Annotated in this window: 20 protein-coding genes; 5 read left to right on the top strand and 15 right to left on the bottom strand. The window is 70.0% G+C overall.

Annotated features, from left to right (window positions below):
• Positions 1-5: 5 nt before the first annotated feature.
• From K206_RS0104165 to K206_RS41340, 10 genes are all read right to left on the bottom strand, one after another.
• Positions 6-263 carry an acyl carrier protein gene (locus K206_RS0104165; RefSeq protein ID WP_020201155.1) on the bottom strand — a complete coding sequence of 86 codons (258 nt, stop codon included), beginning with the start codon at positions 261-263 and terminating at the stop codon, positions 6-8.
• Positions 264-317: 54 nt separating this feature from the next.
• On the bottom strand, positions 318-590 hold the full coding sequence (locus K206_RS0104160; protein ID WP_020201154.1) for a phosphopantetheine-binding protein: 273 nt from the start codon (positions 588-590) through the stop codon (positions 318-320).
• Positions 577-1353, bottom strand: a complete 777-nt coding sequence (locus K206_RS0104155) for a 1-acyl-sn-glycerol-3-phosphate acyltransferase (RefSeq protein WP_020201153.1) — start codon at positions 1351-1353, stop codon at positions 577-579. Before K206_RS0104155 ends, K206_RS0104160 begins: the two co-directional genes overlap by 14 nt.
• Positions 1346-2074, bottom strand: coding sequence for a beta-ketoacyl synthase chain length factor (locus K206_RS0104150; RefSeq protein ID WP_020201152.1), 729 nt, complete (start codon positions 2072-2074; stop codon positions 1346-1348). The genes K206_RS0104155 and K206_RS0104150 overlap by 8 nt, the downstream gene beginning before the upstream one ends.
• Positions 2075-2692: 618 nt before the next feature.
• On the bottom strand, positions 2693-3955 hold the full coding sequence (gene fahA / locus K206_RS0104145) for a fumarylacetoacetase (protein ID WP_020201151.1): 1263 nt from the start codon (positions 3953-3955) through the stop codon (positions 2693-2695).
• A gap of 85 nt (positions 3956-4040) precedes the next feature.
• Positions 4041-5381, bottom strand: a complete 1341-nt coding sequence (hmgA, locus tag K206_RS0104140) for a homogentisate 1,2-dioxygenase (RefSeq protein WP_020423661.1) — start codon at positions 5379-5381, stop codon at positions 4041-4043.
• A 58-nt stretch (positions 5382-5439) separates the two neighbouring features.
• A complete protein-coding gene (locus K206_RS0104135) occupies positions 5440-5679 on the bottom strand; it encodes a DUF2783 domain-containing protein (protein WP_020201149.1) in 240 nt (79 codons plus the stop codon).
• A gap of 20 nt (positions 5680-5699) precedes the next feature.
• A complete protein-coding gene (locus tag K206_RS0104130) occupies positions 5700-7451 on the bottom strand; it encodes an FAD-dependent oxidoreductase (protein WP_020201148.1) in 1752 nt (583 codons plus the stop codon).
• Positions 7452-7540: 89 nt separating this feature from the next.
• On the bottom strand, positions 7541-8500 hold the full coding sequence (locus K206_RS0104125; protein WP_020201147.1) for an MBL fold metallo-hydrolase: 960 nt from the start codon (positions 8498-8500) through the stop codon (positions 7541-7543).
• A 597-nt stretch (positions 8501-9097) separates the two neighbouring features.
• The gene (locus tag K206_RS41340) at positions 9098-9490 is read right to left on the bottom strand and encodes a helix-turn-helix domain-containing protein (RefSeq protein ID WP_029043214.1); all 393 of its coding nucleotides are present in this window, start codon (positions 9488-9490) and stop codon (positions 9098-9100) included.
• Between the two features lie 266 nt (positions 9491-9756).
• Between K206_RS41340 and K206_RS0104115 the strand changes: the two genes are divergently transcribed.
• Together K206_RS0104115 and K206_RS0104110 are read left to right on the top strand one after the other, a co-directional pair.
• Entirely contained in the window at positions 9757-10365 is a 609-nt protein-coding gene (locus tag K206_RS0104115) for a TetR/AcrR family transcriptional regulator (protein WP_020201145.1), read from the top strand.
• A gap of 251 nt (positions 10366-10616) precedes the next feature.
• Positions 10617-11525, top strand: a complete 909-nt coding sequence (locus tag K206_RS0104110) for an alpha/beta fold hydrolase (protein WP_020201144.1) — start codon at positions 10617-10619, stop codon at positions 11523-11525.
• A 275-nt stretch (positions 11526-11800) separates the two neighbouring features.
• On the opposite strand, the gene oxlT (K206_RS0104105) is transcribed toward K206_RS0104110, so the two are convergent.
• The 4 genes from oxlT (K206_RS0104105) to oxlT (K206_RS0104090) form a co-directional block, all read right to left on the bottom strand.
• The gene (gene oxlT, locus K206_RS0104105) at positions 11801-13117 is read right to left on the bottom strand and encodes an oxalate/formate MFS antiporter (RefSeq protein WP_029043213.1); all 1317 of its coding nucleotides are present in this window, start codon (positions 13115-13117) and stop codon (positions 11801-11803) included.
• A gap of 682 nt (positions 13118-13799) precedes the next feature.
• Positions 13800-14012, bottom strand: coding sequence for a hypothetical protein (locus K206_RS0104100; protein WP_020201142.1), 213 nt, complete (start codon positions 14010-14012; stop codon positions 13800-13802).
• 321 nt (positions 14013-14333) lie between these two features.
• Entirely contained in the window at positions 14334-15245 is a 912-nt protein-coding gene (locus K206_RS0104095) for a LysR family transcriptional regulator (protein WP_020201141.1), read from the bottom strand.
• Positions 15246-15324: 79 nt separating this feature from the next.
• Entirely contained in the window at positions 15325-16668 is a 1344-nt protein-coding gene (gene oxlT / locus K206_RS0104090) for an oxalate/formate MFS antiporter (RefSeq protein WP_020201140.1), read from the bottom strand.
• Positions 16669-16878: 210 nt separating this feature from the next.
• Between oxlT (K206_RS0104090) and K206_RS0104085 the strand changes: the two genes are divergently transcribed.
• The 3 genes from K206_RS0104085 (at position 16879) to K206_RS0104075 (ending at position 18941) form a co-directional block, all read left to right on the top strand.
• Positions 16879-17838, top strand: coding sequence for a LysR family transcriptional regulator (locus tag K206_RS0104085; RefSeq protein ID WP_020201139.1), 960 nt, complete (start codon positions 16879-16881; stop codon positions 17836-17838).
• A gap of 106 nt (positions 17839-17944) precedes the next feature.
• Positions 17945-18250, top strand: a complete 306-nt coding sequence (locus K206_RS0104080) for a hypothetical protein (protein ID WP_020201138.1) — start codon at positions 17945-17947, stop codon at positions 18248-18250.
• A 121-nt stretch (positions 18251-18371) separates the two neighbouring features.
• On the top strand, positions 18372-18941 hold the full coding sequence (locus K206_RS0104075; protein WP_020201137.1) for a cupin domain-containing protein: 570 nt from the start codon (positions 18372-18374) through the stop codon (positions 18939-18941).
• A gap of 75 nt (positions 18942-19016) precedes the next feature.
• Here K206_RS0104075 and K206_RS0104070 read toward each other — a convergent pair whose 3' ends face one another.
• On the bottom strand, positions 19017-20228 hold the full coding sequence (locus K206_RS0104070; RefSeq protein ID WP_029043212.1) for a DUF1116 domain-containing protein: 1212 nt from the start codon (positions 20226-20228) through the stop codon (positions 19017-19019).
• Positions 20229-20412 lie beyond the last annotated feature (184 nt).

The raw sequence follows: 20412 nt of genomic DNA, 5'->3' as shown, positions 1-20412 counted from the left end.
GCGGCTCAGGCCGTGGCGGGCGAGTCGATCAGCAGGGCCAGCGCCTGCACCACGTCCTGCACGGTGCGCACCGCCTTGAACTGCTCGGGCTTGATCGGCTTGTTGAGCATGGGCTTGAGCTTGACCAGCAGGTCGACCGCATCGATGCTGTCGATGTCCAGGTCTTCGTACAGGCGCGCTTCGGGACGGATGCGCGCGCGCTCGATCTCGAAGGTTTCCTCGAGCACGGTGGCCACCCGCGCAAAGATTTCATCATGGGTCATGAGGGGCTCCCTTGTCGGTTGTGCTTGATGGGCTAACGGGATGGGCGGGCGGAATCAGGCCGGGGTCCGGCCGGCGCGCTGCGACGCCACGAAGGCGGCCAGCGCCGCGACACTGGCAAAGCGCTCGCGCATCTCGTCCTTGTCGCCGTTCATGGTCACGCCGTAGCGCTTCTGCAGCGCCAGCCCGAGTTCGAGCGCGTCGATCGAATCCAGGCCCAGGCCGTCGATGAACAGCGGCGCGCCGGCGTCGATGTCGGCCGGGCCGATATCTTCGAGCGACAGCGATGAAATGATCAGTTCCTTGATTTCGTGTTCAAGCGCCTTCACGGCGGACCTCCCTGGAGAAAAACTCGGATAGCGATTGTGTCAGTTGCCGCACGGCCAGCGCGTCGTCCAGCCCCGGGCGCGCCCAGCGCTCCACGCCGACGTCCTCGCGCACGTCGATGACGTAGCGCGGCCGGCGCGCCGGCACGCGGTACCACTTGTCGCCCTTGGTCAGCGTGGGCGGCTCGCAGCGGATCACCACCGGGGTGAGCGCGAAGCCGCCGCGCACGGCGATGTTGGCCGCGCCGCGCTGCAGCCGCAGCGGGCCGCGCGCCGGGGTGCGCGTGCCTTCGGGAAAGATGACGAGGTTGTTGCCCGCGCGCAGCGAGGCGATGCAGTCGTCCACCATGCCGGCGCCGGAATCGTTGCAGACGTAGCCGGTGGCGCGCACCGGCCCGCGCGTAAACGGGTTGCGCGCCAACCCTGACTTGACCACGCAGTCGGCCTGGCGCGTCAGCGCGACCAGGAAGATGACGTCGATCAGCGAGGGATGGTTGGCCACGATCAGCAGGCCGCTGCGCCGCAGCCGCTCGGGGTGCAGCACTTCGTAGCGGATCACGCCGACCGCGCGCATCAGCAGCAGGAACAGGCGGAAGGCGTGGCGCACGACGTGCTTGCAGACCCGCTGGCGGCTGGCCGGCGACCACAGCAGCAGCGTCAGCAGCGGAAACACCAGCACGCGCAGCAGCAGCCCGCCCACGCCGAAGCTGAAGAAGCACAGGCCGGTGGCGCACACGCGCCAGGCGCGGTCCAGGCGCTCAACCATGACGCCGCCACCTCCAGCCGGCGCGCTCGCCGGCATGGTGCAGTTCGGCGTCGCCGGCCAGCACGAAGCGCAGCACGTCCAGCCCGTGGGGCAGCAGCGGCTCCCGCGGCGTGGCCGGCACGGCGTCGCTCGCCTCCAGGCTGAACACGGTTTCGCCGGCGCGCGGGCCGGCCACGCGCCAGGCCCAGCCGAACAGGCATTCGGGCTCGTCGGCGAAGACCGCGTAGGGCGCCGGCAACGGCGCCTCGTACTGGACCAGCAGGACTTCGGGGGCGCCGTCGGCCAGCAGGCCGCAGGCTTCCACCACCGCCGCCTCCACGGTGTCGCGGCCGGCGGCCAGCGCCTGCAGGTTGGCGGGGTCGCCGCGGTCGATCGAGTACAGCGCGCCGATGGCGTTGTGCACGGACAGGCCGAACGCGGTGGGCGAGAGCGCCTCGCCGTCGGCGAGGTTGCCGAGCATCTGCAGCGGGCGCAGGGTGTCGCCGTGGCGCGAGGCGAAGATCACCGGCATGCCGTCCACGCCCGGCTGGCAGGCGTAGGCCGGGTGCAGCGCGGCGCGGCCGAGCGCGGTCACGCGCCGGCGCAGCATCGGCGCCATCGGGCCGAGCGCCGGCAGTTCTTCGCCAGCCGGCAGCCAGGGCGCGCGGCTCCAGGCCAGCCAGGCTTGCTGCGTGTCGAGTTGTGCTGCACATGCCGCCCATGCGCGAATACCGAATTCCATTGCCCTGCCGTTCGCGTTGGGTGGAAAAAATGGCCCGCCGGCACACCGCCCGCCCGGGGTGGCTGTCGGCGACCGCGCCAGACGCGCGGAGCGCGCATATCGCTCCGTTGACGTCTCGTTGACGCTTCGTTACGCCCCGTTGCCGGCAGATGCCGCTGGCTGCCTCCTGTTTGCCACCTGTCCGGCAATCTGCCCGCCGGCGATGAGTTCTGCTTTTGTGGGTGCTTTTCGCCGCCTGTTTTTCCGGGCCCGGCCCCGGCATGGCCGGGGACCGCGGTCCGCATTTCCGTATTAACGGCGAAAGGCTTGCCAAACTGACCTCGGGGCGGGGCCGCAGCCACAAGCACCCCGGAATGGCAATACATCGGTGACGCGGAAAACAGGACGAACTTTGGCCCGCATTTTTTGTCAGGCCCGAATTCTCGCACAAAGGAACAGCCGCGGGGGATGCCAGAGCGTTAAGAAAGTTCGCAAATGTAACCACCGGAACGAGGGGGGACGGAGGCTGCGCCTTCCCGCTTCCGCGCCCCCGGCAGCCTGCCGCCGGGGGCGGCCCGGCGCCAGGATGGCGGGCGGACGGGCCGCCCGGGGCCGGGCAGGCCCGCGGCAGCGCGCCGCTCAGTTCGCCGGCAGGATCTTGCCGCTCACCTCGCCGAAGCCCACGCGGTAGCCGTCGCCCTGGCACCAGCCGGTCATCACCACCTCGTCGCCGTCCTCGAGGAAACCGCGCCGGGCGCCGCCGTCCAGCGCCAGCGGCTCGGCGCCGTTGCGGGTCGACTCCAGCAGGCTGCCGAAGGCGTCCGGCGCGGTGCCGCTGATGGTGCCGGAGCCCATCAGGTCGCCCACGCGCACGTTGCAGCCGGAAACGGTGTGATGGGCCAGTTGCTGCGCCACGGTCCAGTACATGGCCTTGAAGTTGGTGCGGCAGACCGTGGTGGCGTGCTCGGCACCTTCGGGGCGCAGCGCCACTTCGAGCGCGATGTCGTAGGCGTTGCCGCGCGGCTGCCGCAGGTACGGCAGCGGCTCGGGCGACTGGACGGGATTGTCGCGGCGGAACGGCTCCAGCGCGTCCATCGTCACCACCCACGGCGAGATCGAGGTGCCGAAGCCCTTGCTGTTGAACGGCCCGAGCGGCACGTATTCCCACTGCTGGATGTCGCGCGCGCTCCAGTCGTTGAGGATCACCATGCCGAAGATGTGCGCGGGCGCGTCGGCGGTGCTGATGGCTTCGCCCAGCGCCGAGGGCTTGCCGACGATGAAGGCCATCTCCAGTTCGTAGTCCAGCTTGCGGCAGGCCGCGAACACGGGGCGCGGCGCGTCGGGCGGCTTGATCTGGCCCTTGGGGCGGTGCAGCGCGGTGCCGCTGACCACCACCGAGCTGGCGCGGCCGTTGTAGCCGATGGGGATTTCGAGCCAGTTGGGCAGCAAGGCGTTGTCGGGGTCGCGGAACATGCGGCCGACGTTGGTGGCGTGCTCGCGCGAGGAATAGAAATCGGTGTAGCCGGGAATGTCCACCGGCAGGTGCAGCGTGGCCCACGCCATCGGCACCAGCGCCTGCTCGTGCAGGGCCGACTTGCCGCGCAGGGTGTCGTCGCCGGCCGACAGCAGGCGGGTCAGGTGCTGGCGGGTCTCGGTCCAGGCCGGCTTGCCGAGCGCGATGAAGGCATTGAGCGTGGCGCCGCCGAACACGCCCCTGACGGCCGGCGGCAGCAGGCCGGCGCCGTCGAGCACGGCGAGGTCGAGGATGAAGTCGCCGATGGCGACGCCCGCCCGCGGGCCCTGGCCGGTGGTGGAAAAGATGCCGTAGGGCAGGTTCTGCAGCGGGAAATGGGTGACGCCGTCGTTGGCGGATTCGATCCAGCTATGCGGGATGGTGGTCATCGGGGGCTCCGGAAGGAAATGGCGATGCGCCGGGGCGCCCGCGCGGCCAGGCTGCGCGGGCGCCCCGGGAAAACTCGACGAGGGATCAGCGGCGGGCCGGGTCGAAGTGCTTCTTCAGGCCTTGCCAGCAGGTGTAGTAGTCATGCTGGAGCTGGGCGGACTCGGCCGCATAGGGCGTCGGCCGGATCACGGCCGGCGTCTCGAACATGAACGCCATCGTATCGCCGATGTGATGCGGCTGCGAGGTGTCCGCCGCGCTGGCCCTGGCGAAGGTCTCGGCGTCCGGGCCGTGGCCGCTCATGCAGTTGTGCAGGCTGGCGCCGCCGGGCGAGAAGCCGTCGGCCTTGGCGTCGTAGACGCCTTCGATCAGGCCCATGAACTCGCTGGCGATGTTGCGGTGGAACCAGGGCGGGCGGAAGGTGTCCTGCGCCGCCAGCCAGCGCGGGCCGAAGATCACGAAGTCGATGGTGTCCACGCCCGGGGTGTCGGACGGGCTTTGCAGCACCAGGAAGATCGACGGGTCCGGGTGGTCATAGCTGATCGAGCCGATGGTGTTGAAGCGGCGCAGGTCGTACTTGTAGGGCGCGTAGTTGCCGTGCCAGGCCACCACGTCGAGCGGCGAATGCCGGATCGGCGCGCGCCACAGGTTGCCCTGGAACTTGGCCACCAGCTCGAAATCGCCTTCGCGGTCCTCGTACCAGGCGTGCGGGGTGAGGAAGTCGCGCGGGTTGGCCAGGCCGTTGGCGCCGAGCACGCCGAGGTCGGGCAGGCGGAACAGCGCGCCGTAGTTCTCGCAGATATAGCCGCGCGCCTCGCCGTCCGGCAGCGCCACGCGGAAGCGCACGCCGCGCGGCACCACCACGATCTCCTGCGGCTCGACCTCGAGCACGCCCATCTCGGTGGCCAGCCGCAGCCGGCCCTGCTGCGGCACGATCAGCATCTCGCCATCGGCGTTGTAGAAGAAGCGGCCGTCCATCGACTTGTTGGCGAGGTACAGGTGGATGCCGCAGCCGCTCATGGCCTCGGGGCCGCCGTTGCCGGCCATCGTGACGATGCCGTCGATGAAGTCGGTCGGCGCGGACGGCATCGGCGGCGGGCTCCAGCGCATCTGGTTGGGCGACGGCGGCACCGCGTCGAAGCGGCTGACGATGCGCGTCTGCGCCAGCGGCGTGAACGGCTCGTGCATGGCCGCCGGGCGGATGCGGTAGCACCAGCTGCGGCGGTTGTGCGCGCGCGGCGCGGTGAAGGCGGTGCCGGAGAGCTGCTCGGCATAGAGCCCGTAGGGCGCGCGCTGGGGCGAGTTCCGCCCCTCCGGCAGCGCGCCGGGCAGCGCCTCGGTGGCGAATTCGTTGGCGAAGCCGGACTGGTAGGCCAGTGCGGCTGCCTCGTGCGGGCGCGCCGCCACGTTCAATTGGGTCTGGGTCATGGGCTGGGTCTTCCTCGGGTCTTTCCTCTGGATACGGGAAATGGCTGGCCGCGCAGCGTCAGGCTGCGGCCGCCGGGTCGGCGGCGGGCTGTCGGCCAGCCCGTGCGAGCACGCCCGCGCGGGCGTGCGTCATGGCTTCCTGCAGGATGGCAAGGTCGCCGATGTGGTTGGCGAGCAGCAGGATCAGTTGCGCGTTGGCGGACTGGCTCTGGGCGTCGGACAGGTCGCGGTGCATGTCGATCAGGGCCTCGTAGAAGTCGTCCGGACGGGCGAGATTGGGTTCGGTGTTGAGCGGCATCGGCGTATCTCCGGGACGGGTCATGCGGCGGCCTCGGCAGCCGCGCCGGCGCCCTCCGGCCAGCCCAGCGCGCGCCGCAGCGCGGCCTGCACGCGGGCGGGCTCGAAGGCGCGCCAGCGCGCGCACACGTGCTGGTCGGGGCGCAGCAGGTAGGCGGTGCCGGGCCGGCCATCGTAGCGGCGCGCCAGCCAGCCTTGAGTATCCTCCAGCAGGCTGGCGCCGGGGGGCGGCACCGGGCCTTGCGCCGCGTCGGCCGGCGTGGCCACGCAGACCAGCGCCAGCGGCACGGGGCCGGCGGCGAGCGCGCGCAGGGCATCGAGCATGGCCGGCGGCAAGCCCGCCGGCCCCACGAACAGCAGCAGGGCGAAGCGGTTGCCGAGCCGCGGCAGCAGCCAGGTGTCGCGGCCGCCCTCGCGCACCGGCGCGTCGGCGCACGGCGCGCCGGGCACCATGAAGCCGGCGAATGGCGGCGCGCCCCAAGCGTCCACATCGTCGGCCGTATTGAGCACCGAGCCGTGCAGCACGGCGGGCACCGACAGGCGCCCGCTGTTGACCAGCCGGCGCGCGAACGCATGGTCGCGCGCCAGGCTCAGCGCCGCGTCGCGGAACACGCGGCTCACCGGCGTCTTGGGCGTGATGAAATCGGTCGCGCGCGTGGAATGGCGGATGTTCTCGTCGGCGGCGAATTCGCGCTCGCCGGCGTAGCTGTCGAGCAGCGCATCGGGCGCGTGGCCTGCCAGCACCAGCGCGAGCTTCCAGGCCAGGTTCTCCGCGTCCTGCACGCCGCTGTTGGCGCCGCGCGCGCCGAACGGCGAGACGCGGTGCGCGGCGTCGCCCGCGAACAGCACACGGCCGTGGCGGAAACGGTCCATGCGCTGGCAGGAGAAGGTATAGACGCTGACCCATTCCAGCGTGAAGACCGCATCCTCGCCCAGCAGCGCCTGGATGCGCGGGATGACCCGCTCGGGCTGCTTCTCCAGCTCGGGATCGGCATCCCAGCCGAGCTGGAAGTCGATGCGCCAGACATCGTCGGGCTGGCGATGCAGCAGCACCGACTGGTTGCGGTTGAACGGCGGGTCGAACCAGAACCAGCGCTCGCTCGGGAACGGCGCGCTCATCTTCACGTCGGCGATCAGGAAGCGGTCGCGGAACGTGCGTCCCTTGCTTTCCAGGCCCATGCACTGCCGCACCGGGCTGCGCGCGCCGTCGGCCACCACCACGTAACGCGCCCGCAGGGCGTAGCGGCCGTCCGGCGTTTCCACGTCGAGCGTCACCGCGTCGCCATCCTGCGCGAGGCCCGCCACGCGGTGCTGCCAGCGGATGGCAATGCCGGGCAGCTCGGCCGCGCGCTCCACCAGGTAGCCTTCCACGTAGTATTGCTGCAGGTTGATGAAGGCCGGCCGGGCGTGGCCGGCCTCGGGCAGCAGGTCGAAGCTGTAGACCAGTTCCTCGTCGAAGAAGATCTTGCCGACGTTCCAGCTCACGCCCTTGTCCACCATGCGCGCGCCGCAGCCGAGGCGGTCGAAGATGTCGAGCGTGCGCTTGGCGAAGCAGATCGCGCGCGAGCCCACGGACAGCGTGCAGTCGTCGTCCAGCAGCACCACCGGCACGCCTTGCTGGGCCAGGTCGATCGCCGCGGCGAGGCCGACCGGGCCGGCCCCGATCACCGCCACCGGATGCACGGCATGCGCGCCGGCGCCGGGCTGCGGCGCGCGCTGCTCGGCGCACGGCTGGTACGCGAAGCGCTGCGTCTGATAGTTCGTTTCCGTCATGTCTCCATCCTCCAGCCTTGGCCGCAGGCGCGGCTCTTGCGGCGAAGCGGCGGCATGCGCCGCCGCCAGGGACCGCCTCCCGCGCGGCTTCAGTGCTGCAGCGCGGCCCACATGGCCTTGTCGCGCTCGGCGGTCCAGATGCGCGGGTGCTTGATGCCGCTGGCCTCGTCGTAGGCGCGCGCCACGTCGAACGGCAGGCAGTGCTCGTAGATGAAGACGTGGCCGAACTTGTCGTCCATCGCCGCGCGCGTGTGGGCCATCGCGCCCTTGAGGTCCAGCTTCTGCGCCACCGCTTCCCTGCCCCGCTGCAGCAGCGTGCTGACGAAGTCGCGCGTGTAGTCCAGCCCGCGGCCGACCATCTCGGGCGTGGTCAGCACCGGCCCGCGCCCGGGCACCAGCGCGGCCGGCGCCAGCGCGCGCAGCGCCTCGAGCGTGGCCGGCCATTCCTCCAGTTGCGCGTCGCCGCAGTAGCAGGCGGCGTCGAACTCGACCAGATCGCCGGAGAACAGGATCTTCTGCGAGGGAATCCACACGATGGTGTCGCCCCTGGTGTGGCCGGGGCCGGGATGGATGACGCGGACCTCGAGCTTGCCGAGGAACAGCGTGAGCTCGCGCTCGAACACCACGTTGGGCCAGGTCAGGCCGGGCACGGTCTCGACGCCGGCAAACAGGCGCGGGAAGCGCTCGATCTCGGACTTCATGTCGGCCTCGCCGCGCTCCACGATCATCTCGTAGGTGCCGCGGCTGGCGATCACGTTCTGCGCGCCCTCCTTGAAATAAGCGGAGGCGCCCAGCACGCGCACGGCGTGGTAGTGCGACAGCACCACGTGCTTGATCGGCTTGTCGGTGATGGCGCGGATGCGGGCGATCAGGTCCTGGGCCATCGCCGGCGTGGCGGTGGTGTCGACGATCAGCACGCTGTCGTCGCCGACGATCACGCCGGAATTGGGGTCGCCTTCGGCCGTGTAGGCATAGGCATTCTCGGACAGCCGCGTGAAAGTGACCTGCTTGTCCTGCAGGTCCGCCTGCGATGCAAAGGCCTTGCTCATGCTTGTGCTCCTCTCTTTCTCTTGGTGGACCGGCCGCCTACGGGACACAGCACTTCGCGCCTTGCCAGGCAGGTGCGCGCTGCAGGGGACTGTGGCGGCCGGGGATTACGCCCGCGGCGGCCCTGCCCTTGCCGCGTCCGACCGGACCGGCGAGACAGGACTGCCACCAGGAATTACACAATACGTAATCTATTTACCATATCGTAATCGTAACCTTTGGGGCTGTCAAACCGCCGGCGCTACCGCCATTGAAGGCGCGCCGCGGGCACAGGCGACGAAAAACACGCAGCGGCAAACGCGCCGGGCGGACATCGCACCGCGGCACGGAGGGCAGATCGGGAGGAGAAAGACAGGAAGCGCAGGAAGCGCAGGAAATGCACGAAAGGCCCGAAGACGGACGAGCCTTGGCAGGCGGGACGGATGCCGTCCCCGCGGGGAACGCCGGCGCACCGGCGACAGCGCGCGCTGGCCGCGCGGCCAGCGGGAAGACCGTTCGAGGCGGCCGCGCAGACGCGAACAGCAGGCCGGGGGATGCCTGCTGCGCCGGAACAGACAACGCCGCCCCGGCCTGCGATCAGGCCGGGGCGGCGTGCATGGTCAGGCGGGCTTGTGACCTTCGCCGGAACTCGCCGCGAAACCGGCGCCGACCGGATTGGACGGCGCGGGGCTGGCGGGAGCGGAAGGCGCGGCGGGCGCCTGGCCGGCCATCGAGGCGGCCGTGACGCCGCCGTTGCGGCTGGCTATGAATGCGTTGACGTCGGCAGCGAGATGCTGGGGAGCCAGCACCACTTCCAGGCCGAGCGCCTCGCAGGCCGCGAGGAAGGTAGACATGCGGGGGTCGGCTTGACCCGATTCGGCCCGCAGGTAAGCCTCCCGGGAAATGCCGGCCTTACGGGCGACGTCTTCCTGCTTGAGCTTTCGCGCTCGGCGCAACGCCCGCAGTTGCCGGAACGGTTCGCTAGCGCCTCTTGGCACGGCTGTACTGTTCATGTCGGTCTCCAGTCACCAGTGAAAATAAAAGTGCGCGGACGTGCATTCGAGTATAGAGCACGCAAAGCGTTCCGTATGTAATCAGGGGAACACTTTGTGCAGATTTCTTGAGAGTGCCCGGCCAAAGCGGATTTGCACCTGCCCGTAGGCCCGATAAAGCACAATCTACTGCCTCCGTGCTGACATAACGGGTGACTCCGGTTTAGGTTGACGAGAGCGCACAAGTGTGACATTGACAAACCGACCGGTCGTGCTATTCTCGACCGATGCAAAAAGGCCAGATCACCCGCGCCGCGATCATCGAACAGGCGCTCGACACTGCCGCCCAGGTCGGTTTCGAGCAGTTGTCGCTCGCCACGCTGGCGGCCGACACCAGCATGTCGAAAAGCGGGCTGTACGCGCACTTCAAGTCGAAGGAAGCCCTGCAGCAGGCCGTGCTGGCGCTAGCCGCCGAGCGCTTCGCCGAGATCGTCGTCCACCCCGCCCTGCGGCAGCCGCGCGGCACGCGCAGGCTGCAGGCACTGTTCGACGGCTACATGGCGTGGCTGGGCGGCCCGATCAACAAGGGCCGCTGCCTGTTCATCGCACTGAGCCAGGAATACCGCGACCGGCCCGGGCCCACGCGCGACCTGGTGGTGCAGTCGCTCAAGGACTGGCATCGCCTCATCGCCCGCGCGGTCGGCGATGCCATCGAGGAAGGCGACGTCTCGCCGGCGCAGGACCCGCGCCAGTTTGCCTTCGAGATGGTCGGCATCGGCATGTCTTTCCAGCTCTCCTACAAGTTGCTGGGCCGCGAAGACACCGAGAGCATGGCGCGCCGCGCGTTCGAAGCGCTGCTGCGGCGCGCCGAACTGGCGCAACCGCCGCGCAGGTAGCGCCGGCCTTGCCGCCGCCGGCCGGGTCTGCCGGCGGCAGTTGACGAAAGAAACGACCGGGAAAAGACGGCAACGACCGTCTTTTCCCGGGACTAAAAATAGCACGACTGGTCGGTCTTTCCGGGCGCAAGAGGATGCCCGGAGCGGGACCGCCGGCCATGATGCAGGTCTTCGTTGGAGATTGGGCCGTGACACAAGCGTTGAATCCCTCCCCCGCCAGGCGGCGTGCCGCGCCGGCATCCCGCCCCGCCATGCGCTGGATGCGCCTCTGCTGGCAGCTCGCCAGCCTGGTCCATCCGGCGGGCGCCGCCCGCGCGCTGGAGCGGACCTGGTTCAGCCCGCCGCGCGGCAACGGCCCCGATGCCGCCGCGCGCGACGTGCTGGCGCAGGCACGCACGGATTGGGCGCTCGTGACCGGCCAGGGCGCGAGCCGGCGCGTGCGCGTGTACCGCTGGGGCGGCGCAGGGCCGACCGTGCTGCTCGCGCACGGCTGGGGCGGCCATGCCGGGCAATGGCACGCGCTGGTCGGCCCCCTGCTCGCCGCCGGCCTGCGCGTGGTGGCATTCGACGCGCTCTCGCACGGCGAATCGGATGCCGGCGCGCGCGGCCCGCGGCAAAGCTCCGTGGTGGAGATGTCGCGCGCGCTGCTCGCCACCGCCTGGCATGCCGGCCCGATCCATGCCGCCATCGCCCATTCGCTCGGCGGCGCCGCGCTGGCGCTGGCCGTGCGCGAAGGACTCCACCTCGAAGCCGCCGTGATGATCGGCCCGCCTGCCGACATGCGCCGCGCGGCGGCGGCGCTCGCGTGGCAGCTCGGCATCGCGCCGGCGGTGCTGGACCGCATGCAGCGCAACAGCGAGGACTGGCTGGGCATGCCGTGGTCCGCCTTCAACGTGCCGGCGCTCGGCCATGCGCGGCGGGTGCCGGCCACGCTGGTCATCCACGACCGGCAGGACAAGGAGGTGGACTGGGAAAACGGCGCGGCCATTGCCGGCGCCTGGCCCGGCGCCAGCCTGATGACGACCGAGGGCCTGGGGCACCGGCGCGTGCTGCACGATGCGGCGGTGATCGCGCGGGCGGTGGCGTTCGTGCGTGGCCAGTACGAACCGGCCCGGAGCGCGCGCGCGCCCGGCGCCGTGGCCGCCGAGGCTCACGCCTAAGGCACCCGGAGACATCCGCCACCCCGGTAGCCCCCTCCAATCCCCGCCATCTGCCTGCCAGCAAAACGGGGTTCGCGGCCACGCCGCGAACCCCGTAATCCGGAGGTGCTTTGCTCTCCCGGCCGTTAATTGCACACTCTACGAAGAACCCGCGCTGCCCTCCCCAGGGCAGCACCGGTCATCAAGGCAGCAGCACCAGCCAGGAACACCGCGAGGATGTCCGGCGAAGTCCCGAAGGACTTCCGCCCTTCCGCCCTTCCGCCATCCGGCAGGCTTCAGGTCAGATCCTCCGGCACCGCCCGGTAGCCCATCGGCGCGGCGGCATTGGCATGCACGTACTTGCGCGCATGCGCCTCGCGCATCGGCTTGAGCACGAACATGGCCAGCAGCGCCGACAGCGCGGCCATGCCCGAGGCCAGCATGAACACCGCGTGCCAGTCGCCGGTGGCGGCGGTGATCACGCTGGAGAACGGCACCAGCAACGCCGCCGTGCCCTTGGCCGTGTAGAGCAGCCCGGCATTGGTCGCGGCGAACTTGGGGCCGAAGGTGTCGCCGCAGGTGGCCGGGAACAGGCTGTAGATCTCGCCCCAGGCGAAGAACACCACGCCGGTCAGCACCACGAAGGCGACCGGGTTCTGGCCATACCTGGCGAGCAGCAGGATGCCGACCGCCTCGACCGCGAACGCCAGGAACATGGTGTTCTCGCGGCCGATGTTGTCGGAGATCCAGCCGAAGAACGGCCGCGTCAGGCCATTGAGCACGCGGTCGATGGTCAGCGCGAACGTCAGCGCCGGCAACGTCAGCCCGAGCAGCGACACCGGCGTGCCGTCGAGACCGAAGTCCTTGGCGATGGGGCCGAGCTGCGCCGTGGCCATCAGCCCGCCCGCCGCCATCATCACGAACATGGCGTACATGACCCAGAAGATCGGCGACGACAGCACCTGGCGCGGCGAGGCGTTGTAGGCGGCGGTCTTGACCGCGTCCTTGACCTGGCCGAGCACCCTGGCCGAAGGCGGATAGAGCGCCATGCCGAGGAAGAACACGACCAGCCCCTGGCCCAGGCCGAACCACAGGAAGGTGGCTTCGTAGCCGCTGGTCTTGATCATGTTGGCGATGGGCACCACGGTCAGCGCCGAGCCGGCGCCGAACCCCGCCGCGGTGATGCCCGCGGCCAGCCCGCGCCGGTTGGGGAACCACTTGAGCGCGTTGCCGACGCAGGTGCCGTACACCGCGCCCGCCCCCACCCCGCCCACGGCGGCGGCGAAGTAGAGCAGCGGCAGCGACGAGGCCACGGAGTTCAGCGCCCATGCCGCCGCGCACAGCAGGCCGCCGCCCACCACCACCGGGCGCGGGCCGTACTTGTCGACGAGGTAGCCCTCGATCGGCACCAGCCAGGTTTCCGTCACCACGAAGATGGTGAAGGCCACCTGGATCGCCGTGCGGCCCCAGTGGTACTTGTCGTCGATGGGATTGACGAACAGGGTCCAGCCGTACTGCATGTTGGCGATCATCGCCATGCAGATGACGCCAAAACAGAGTTGTACCCAAGGCGAGGCAAAGCGGGACTCGGGCGCGTTTTGCTGATGTTCCATGTGGTGTCTCCTGATGGCGGCGGTGCCGCCTTTTGTTTTGGGAAGGGTGTCCGGGGACACCGCTTTGCGGGACGCATCGGAATGCCTGGTTCCGGCTCGCCGGCCCGCGCCCTCTGCCCGGGCGCCCTTGTCCGGCGCGGCATTCCGGCTGCCTGGGTGGTCGTTTCAGTGCTATACAGTATGTGATATATCAATATAGTCAAGCCACTTTTCGGCCACACCGATGCGGCCCGGAACGCAACGCGGGCGGCGAGAAAAATCCGAAAAAACGAGAGCCGATCCACTGGTGCGCGGCACGCATCAACCGCGGCTGGCGGCGTGCGCGGCAGTGCTGTCGGATCAATGACTTAGGGCGCGGCGCGTGATCAATGGCGCGGGCGAAAACGCGCGAGGCGGCGTCCGGGGGAAAAACCAGGGATGTCGGGAAACCGGGAGCCATCTCCCCGCATTGGGGAAAGTCCCTAGAACAAGTCAGGCGACAAAAGCGCCGGATGTTCTCAATGTATGGAGGGGCAAGGCAGTTGCGAAGGCACGAATCCGGGGGCAGCATCCCGCGCGAATCCGGCGAGGTGTCATCAATGCGCGATGGCCGGACAGGCGTCCCGGGGAACATCGGCCGCAGCACGTGGCGGGCCGGGCCGGCGGCCGCATGGCCCACCGGTCCCGCCCTGCCGGCGGCACATCACGCACGGGCCAGTTGCGGCGCCACGCTGGCGGCGGGACGCGGACGGCCAACGCCGGTGGTTTCCTGCGAAGCGCCCAGCCCCGCGAAACGGCCATGCTCTTGCGCGCGGGCCAGCACGGGCGTGGGCACGCGGGTGGCGATCAGGAAGGTCATGCCGACGCCGAAGGTAATCAGGCCAAGGGCAAAACCGAGGAGAAGAACGCTGTCCATCAGAAAACTCCGGTATGGATGGTGAGTAGGAGTTTTCATTATATGCTGCGTCGCACTATGTGTAAATATCCTGTATGTAATATATCATAAGAAATTTTGTGATGATGCAACATGGCAACAAGCCGTGAGACCTGGACGTTTCGGGGGCCGGCAGCATCCCGCTCGCCCTCGCCCTCGCCCTCGCCCTCGCCCTCGCCCTCGCCCTCGCCCTCGCCCTCGCCCTCGCCCTCGCCCTCAGCGCCAACCCGTCACAAGCACCAGCACGGCACAAGCCGCCAAGCCACCAGCCCCGGCCACCAACTCAGAGCCAGAGCCCAACCACTACCCCGCCCGGACCACCCGCGCCTGCTCATACTCCATGCCACGCAACGTATCCCAGATGGCGGCCGCATTCGGCTTGAGCGACCGGCTCTTGCGCCGCACCAGCATCACCGTCGACGTGACCTGCGGGCGCAGCGGCCGCATGACCGCCGCCGGGTTGAGGCCGGCCGCATGCGCGCGCGAGGGCACGATGCCGATGCCCAGCCCCAGCGCCACCATGCCGAAGATCGCGGCAAAGTGGCCCAGCACCTGGAGCGATCCCGCCCGCACGTGATACACGCCGAAGGCCTGTTCCACCGCCGGCTGGATGCCCGAGCTCTGGTCGAGCATCAGCACGTTCGCGTCGTTGAGGTCGCCCCACCCGATCGCCTCGCGCATGGCCAGCGGATGCTGCGACGGCAGCACCGCATGGAACGGGTCGGCGCACAGCGCCTCGCAATAGAGATCGTCGCCGGGCTCCGGGTTGGTGGCGATGCCGAAGTCCACCTCGCCGCTGCGCACGCACTGCAGCACGGCATCGTGCGTGCGGTCCTTGAGGCAGATGCCGATGCCGGGCCAGGCCGTGCGGCAGCCCGCCAGCCAGCCCGGCACCGACATCGAGGACAGCACCGGGTCGGAGGCGATCTGCACCGTGCCCTGGCAGGCCTTGCCGGTGCCCTGGCTTTCGCGCAGGGTCTGCTCGACCTCCTCGATCAGGTGGCAGATGCGCTGCGACAAATGCTCGCCCGCATCGGTGAGCTCGACCTGCCGCGTGGTGCGGTCGAACAGGCGCTGGTCGATCTCGTCCTCCAGTTCGCGCACGCTGCGGCTGATGGCCGACTGCGTGAGCCCGAGTTCGGCGGCGGCGCGGGTAAAGCTTTTCTGGCGCGCCACGGCGGCAAATGCCTTGAGCTGCGGAAGCGAGATATTCATGATGCCTCCTTCTGTATGCGCGATGCCCGGCCGCGAGGGCCGGGCTGCTGCTGGTGCGGTGGTGCCCCGGGTGGCTCGCCTATTCGCTCTTGCGTGGCGACAGCGCGGCGAGATAGGCGGTGCTGTCCGTGCCCACCGGCACGGCCTCGCCGGCGTGGCCGGTAATGAAGCGCCGGCGCATCGGCGCCAGTACCAGCTTGGCGGACAAGCCGGCGACGACAGTCACCACCGCCGCCACCGTGAACACCGCGTCCCAGCCGCCGCGCGCGGACAGCACGGACGCCAGCGGCACCAGCATCGCCGCCGTGCCCTTCGCGGTGTAGAGCGTGCCGGCGTTGGCCGCGGCGAACTTGCTGCCGAAGGTGTCGGCGCACAGCGCCGGGAAGATCGAGAAGATCTCGCCCCAGAACAGGAAGGTCAGCGCGGCGAACGTCATGAACCAGTACGGGTTGTGGCCGAACTCCATCAGCCCGAGCAGCGACAGCCCTTCGCCGATGAAGATGAAGAACATGGTGTTCTCGCGCCCGATGCGGTCGGAGATGAAGCCGCACAGCGGGCGCGTCAGCCCGTTGCAGAGGTTGTCGATCGACAGCGTCATGGTCAGCAGCGGCAGCGTGAAGCCCAGCATCGTCACCGGCATCGAGGCAAAGCCAAAATCGCGCGCGATCGGGCCGAGCTGCGCGGTGGCCATGATGCCGCCCGCGGCCACCGCCACGAACGAGGCGTAGATGACCCAGAACACCGGCGTCCTGACCATGCGCCCCGGCGTGAATTCGAGCGGGTTGGTCAGCACCGCCTTGCTCGCCGTGGCGCCCGCGGGCGGGCGCGGCTTGACCAGCAGCAGCGCCATCAGCAGGATGCAGACGCCCTGCAGGATGCCGAAGGTGATGAAGGCATGCTCGTAGCCCGAGCGCTGGATCATGTTGGCGATGGGAATCACGGTGAGCGCCGAGCCCGCGCCGAAGCCGGCCGCGGTCAGCCCGGCCGCGAGGCCGCGCCGGTCGGGGAACCACTTGAGCGCGTTGCCCACGCAGGTGCCGTACACCCCGCCCGCGCCGATGCCGGCGATCACCGCGGCCAAGTAGAGCTGCGGCAGGCTGGTGGCATAGGCATTGATGACCCAGGCGAGTCCCGCGCACAGCGCGCCGGCCGCCACCACCGGGCGCGGCCCGAGCTTGTCGACCAGCCAGCCTTCGAGCGGCACCAGCCAGGTCTCGGTCACGATGAAGATGGAAAAGGCGACCTGGATGGCCGATTCGCCCCAGTGATGCCTGGCGTTCATCGGTCCGACGAACAACGTCCAGCCATATTGGAGATTGGCCACCAGCCCCATGCAGACCACGCCGATCGCGAGCTGGAACCAGCGATTGCGAAGCCAGCCGGAACGGCCGTGGGCGGAGGCCGCCGTGTTGTCGTGCGTCATGTCGTGTCTCCTGCATAGTGCTGTCGCGCTCTGCGGCGCGAGGGACGGGCGTCTCTGCTGGGGGAGCCCTTGGTCACTACTGATCGAGCGCGCCTGACATTGCGGCACGTTGCATCCGTGGACTGATGCTAGTTCAAACTAAGTACGGCACGACATAAAGTTTTTTATTATGATCATTGACGATCCCTTATATATCGGGCGGACCAGTGCATGAAGAACGCCACGCTGCGCCAGCTGAAGGTTTTCGAGACCGTCGCCCGCCACCTGAGCTTTTCGCGCGCGGCCGAAGAGCTGCACCTGACCCAGCCCGCGGTCTCCACGCAGGTGCGCCAGCTCGAGGGGCACGTCGGCCTGCCGCTGTTCGAGCAGCTGGGCAAGAGGATCTACCTCACGCCGGCGGGCACCGAGATGCTGCACTACAGCCGCAGCATCATGCAGCAATTCCGCGAAGCGGAAGATGCCATGTCGCAGCTCAAGGGCATCTCCGGCGGACGCCTCAACGTGGCCGTGATCAGCGCCGGCGACTACTTCTTCCCGCGCCTGCTCGCACAGTTCATGCAGCGCCACGACGGCGTGACGCTCAACCTTGCGGTGCACAACCGCGAGGAATTGCTGCACCAGCTCGCCGGCAACCTCACCGACCTCGCCGTGATGGTGCGCCCGCCCGAGGGCATGGACACCATCAGCGAGCCGTTCGCGCCACACCCCTACGTCATCGTCGCCGCGCCCGGCCACCACCTCGTGGGCAAGCGCAACATCCCGCTGTCGGCGCTGACCGACGAAGCCTTCGTCGCGCGCGAGAAAGGCTCCGACACCTGGAACTCCATGCAGGAGGGTTTTGCCGGGCGGCTGTCGAACATGCGCATCGCGATGGAGATCAAGAGCACCGAGACCATCAAGCAGGCCGTGATCGCCAACATGGGCATCGCCTTCCTGTCGGCCCACACCGTGGGGCTCGAGCTGCAGACCGGCAACCTCGCCGTGCTCGACATCGCGGGCTTCCCGGTAATGCTCAACTGGTATGTGGTGCACCGCAAGAACAAGCGCCTGCCGCCGGTGGCGCTCGCCTTCAAGCATTTCCTGATGGAAGAAGGCGCCAGCCTGATCCAGCGCATCACCGGCGTGGACGGGCTGATCCGGCCGCGCCGGCGGCCAGCGCCCAAACCATAAACAATGACTTATGGTTACTCGATTTAACTTTAATTATCGTTAATTGATCGGCAACCCTATGCTTCGGTGCAGGCCCACCACTGCCAAGCGCCCGAGGAGTCCGATCATGAACCAGGTCCAGTCCGCAGTCCGCCCCGCCAGCCATGCCGCCGCCAGCGCCCCCGCGGCGGCCGACGACGCCCAGCTTGCCGCCTACAACGCCGCCTTCACCGAACTCGGCCTGCGTTTCCGCTGGGACGGCGAGACGTTCGCCTGGCTGTGCGGCATCGAATGCGAGCAAAGCCGCATCGCGCGCTATCTCGAGCAATACCACGCGCACCTGCTCAAGGCCTACGACGCCGGTTTCCTCGGCAAGCTGATTCTCGACAAGAAGAACGAGTACCTGCGCGCGCTGGCCGGCCGGGCCAACTGAGCCGGGCCGCCGCGCCGAGCGTGTCCGCCGGGCGGGCTCGCCCGAAAGTGCGCTTGCGCACTTAACGCGCGCCCGCCGCCCGCTAAATTCGGCCTACCAGTCAAGACAACGGGAGGCTGACATGGGCTCGCAAACGATGTCCGGCACCGCTGCGCCGGAACGCACGCCCGCGCGGCGCCGCGCAGGCGCGTTCGCCAACACGCGCGACCTGCCGATGCAGAGCTGCCCCATCGACCCGGCCTGGATCCGCGCCGGCGAGCCGCAGTCGCGCGCGGCGCTGCACTCGCGCGCCGTCGACGGGCTGGCTTGCACCAATCTGTGGGAATGCACTTCCGGCACCTTCCAGTGGTACTACGGCTGGGAAGAAACCGTGGTGATCCTGGAAGGCAAGGTCCAGGTCACCAGTGCCGACGGGCGCACGCACGCGCTGCGCGCCGGCGACATCGCCTACTTCCCGGCCAACACCACGTGGCTGTGGGAAGTCGACGGCTACGTGCGCAAGGTCGCGTTCTGCCGCAGGCAGGTGCCCTTCATGCTGCGCTTCGCCACGCGCGCGCTGGCGCGGCTGAACCTCGCCAGCCGGCTTGGCGAGGCGGGCGGCGCGGCGCTGGCCGCCCTGCGCCGGCTGGCCACGCGGGCCGGCCTGCGCGACACCTCGGCGCTGACGCTGCTGATGACGCTGCCGCTCTGAGCGCGCAGCCGCGCCATCGCGGCGCCGCGCAAGGCGCTCTTCGCCGTCGCGCGGCCCGGACGGCGCGCCGCCCCGCTACGCGCCGTGCTGCGCCGCCGCGCCCGGCAATGCCGACGCGAACAGCGCCGCCGGCGCCGTGAACAGTCCCCGCCCCAGCAGGCCCGTGCGGCCATCGGCACCGATCATCGCGATGGCGGCCAGCGGCGCGGCCTGCCCGGCCGCCACGCGCGCGGCATCCAGCCCGCAGTGCAGGTCGGCGAAGGCCGGATGCCGGCCCGCGTACAGGCGCGCCTGGCTCTCCTGCCAGCGCGGCGGCAGCCACGCCGAGAACGCCGCCGCCGGCTCGGGGGCCAGCGCCAGCGCCTGCGCGCCGAAACCGGCGGCATCGATGACGCCGCTGTCGCCGGTCATCGGCGCGGCGGCCACGGTGCAGGCCGCGTCGAGGCGCGGGCCGTCCGGCGCGTCCGCGCGCGTGGTGAACCAGCGCGACGCGCGGCCCGCCAGCCGCACGCCGACCTCGCTGCCGTTGCCGGCCAGCGCCACCACCAGCGTGGCCTCGGGCGCGGCGCCGTGCGCCGCCGCCGCCGTCATGGTGTGGCAGGCCGCCATCCACAACGTGAGGAAGAACAGCGGCGTGCGCGCCAGCACCGCCATGACCTCCTCGTCGTGCACGCGCGGCGCCAGGTGCCGGATCAGCGCGGCGGTGGCGCTCGCGGTGCGCGCGTGCAGGTCGTCGCCGCCGTCCACGCCGTGGCGGGCCAGCGGGATCAGGTCGACCGGGCAGCGCGCCAGCGTCGCCGCCAGCGCCGGCGCCAGCACGTCGTCGCGCCAGCCGAGGCGCGCCAGCACGGCCGGATCGCGGCTGCCGAAGCGGATCTGCGGCCCCGCGCCGCTGCCCAGCAGCGACCACGCGCGGTTGGCGGGGTTGCCGGCGTCGGCCACTTCCACCAGCGCGGTGCGCGGCGAAATGACCGCAGCCAGCGGCGTCACCACGTCGAACGACTGCGCGCTGGCCAGCGTCACCGCGCCGGATGCGATCAGCGCCTCGGCCTCGGCTTCGGTGTCCGCCCAGCCTTCGTACAGGCAGCACAGCACCGCCGACGACAGCACCGGCGCCGACGGCGCGCGCGGGTCGGCGAACGGCGGCCCGGCGTGCAGCAGCGTGCGGTCCGGCAGGCCGACGGCGTCGCGCGCGCTGCGCACGCCCTGCCACTGGGGCCGCACGGCGTAAAGCCGTTGCAGCGCGGCGTCGTTGGCGCGGCCGGCCGCGGCGGATGTGTCCGGCATCGATGTCGCGGGCATCATCAGCGGCTTCCCGCGCCGAACAGGCCGCGCAGCCGTGCCCACAGGATCTTCCAGAACAGGTTGCCGAGGTTGAGCGGCGCGTTGGCGGGCATCGGCTGGCGCGCGGCCGCGGCGGGCGCGGACATGGGCGCCGGCGCGCTGGCCGCGGCCGGCGATGCGTCGCCGG

Origin of the sequence: Cupriavidus sp. WS, from assembly GCF_000395345.1 — a bacterium.
Taxonomy (GTDB): Bacteria; Pseudomonadota; Gammaproteobacteria; order Burkholderiales; family Burkholderiaceae; genus Cupriavidus; species Cupriavidus basilensis_B.
This window is presented reverse-complemented; position numbering and strand designations above follow the sequence as displayed.

Coding starts and splice junctions, on each gene's coding strand:
- K206_RS0104150 (WP_020201152.1), bottom strand. CDS start 2,074: ATGGAATTCGGTATTCGCGCATGGGCGGCATGTGCAGCACAACTCGAC.
- K206_RS0104075 (WP_020201137.1), top strand. CDS start 18,372: ATGGGCTCGCAAACGATGTCCGGCACCGCTGCGCCGGAACGCACGCCC.
- K206_RS0104100 (WP_020201142.1), bottom strand. CDS start 14,012: ATGGACAGCGTTCTTCTCCTCGGTTTTGCCCTTGGCCTGATTACCTTC.
- oxlT (WP_020201140.1), bottom strand. CDS start 16,668: ATGACGCACGACAACACGGCGGCCTCCGCCCACGGCCGTTCCGGCTGG.
- K206_RS0104095 (WP_020201141.1), bottom strand. CDS start 15,245: ATGAATATCTCGCTTCCGCAGCTCAAGGCATTTGCCGCCGTGGCGCGC.
- hmgA (WP_020423661.1), bottom strand. CDS start 5,381: ATGACCCAGACCCAATTGAACGTGGCGGCGCGCCCGCACGAGGCAGCC.
- K206_RS0104125 (WP_020201147.1), bottom strand. CDS start 8,500: ATGAGCAAGGCCTTTGCATCGCAGGCGGACCTGCAGGACAAGCAGGTC.
- K206_RS0104165 (WP_020201155.1), bottom strand. CDS start 263: ATGACCCATGATGAAATCTTTGCGCGGGTGGCCACCGTGCTCGAGGAA.
- fahA (WP_020201151.1), bottom strand. CDS start 3,955: ATGACCACCATCCCGCATAGCTGGATCGAATCCGCCAACGACGGCGTC.
- K206_RS0104135 (WP_020201149.1), bottom strand. CDS start 5,679: ATGCCGCTCAACACCGAACCCAATCTCGCCCGTCCGGACGACTTCTAC.
- K206_RS0104110 (WP_020201144.1), top strand. CDS start 10,617: ATGCGCTGGATGCGCCTCTGCTGGCAGCTCGCCAGCCTGGTCCATCCG.
- K206_RS41340 (WP_029043214.1), bottom strand. CDS start 9,490: ATGAACAGTACAGCCGTGCCAAGAGGCGCTAGCGAACCGTTCCGGCAA.
- K206_RS0104130 (WP_020201148.1), bottom strand. CDS start 7,451: ATGACGGAAACGAACTATCAGACGCAGCGCTTCGCGTACCAGCCGTGC.
- K206_RS0104115 (WP_020201145.1), top strand. CDS start 9,757: ATGCAAAAAGGCCAGATCACCCGCGCCGCGATCATCGAACAGGCGCTC.
- K206_RS0104080 (WP_020201138.1), top strand. CDS start 17,945: ATGAACCAGGTCCAGTCCGCAGTCCGCCCCGCCAGCCATGCCGCCGCC.
- K206_RS0104070 (WP_029043212.1), bottom strand. CDS start 20,228: ATGCCGGACACATCCGCCGCGGCCGGCCGCGCCAACGACGCCGCGCTG.
- K206_RS0104085 (WP_020201139.1), top strand. CDS start 16,879: ATGAAGAACGCCACGCTGCGCCAGCTGAAGGTTTTCGAGACCGTCGCC.
- K206_RS0104155 (WP_020201153.1), bottom strand. CDS start 1,353: ATGGTTGAGCGCCTGGACCGCGCCTGGCGCGTGTGCGCCACCGGCCTG.
- oxlT (WP_029043213.1), bottom strand. CDS start 13,117: ATGGAACATCAGCAAAACGCGCCCGAGTCCCGCTTTGCCTCGCCTTGG.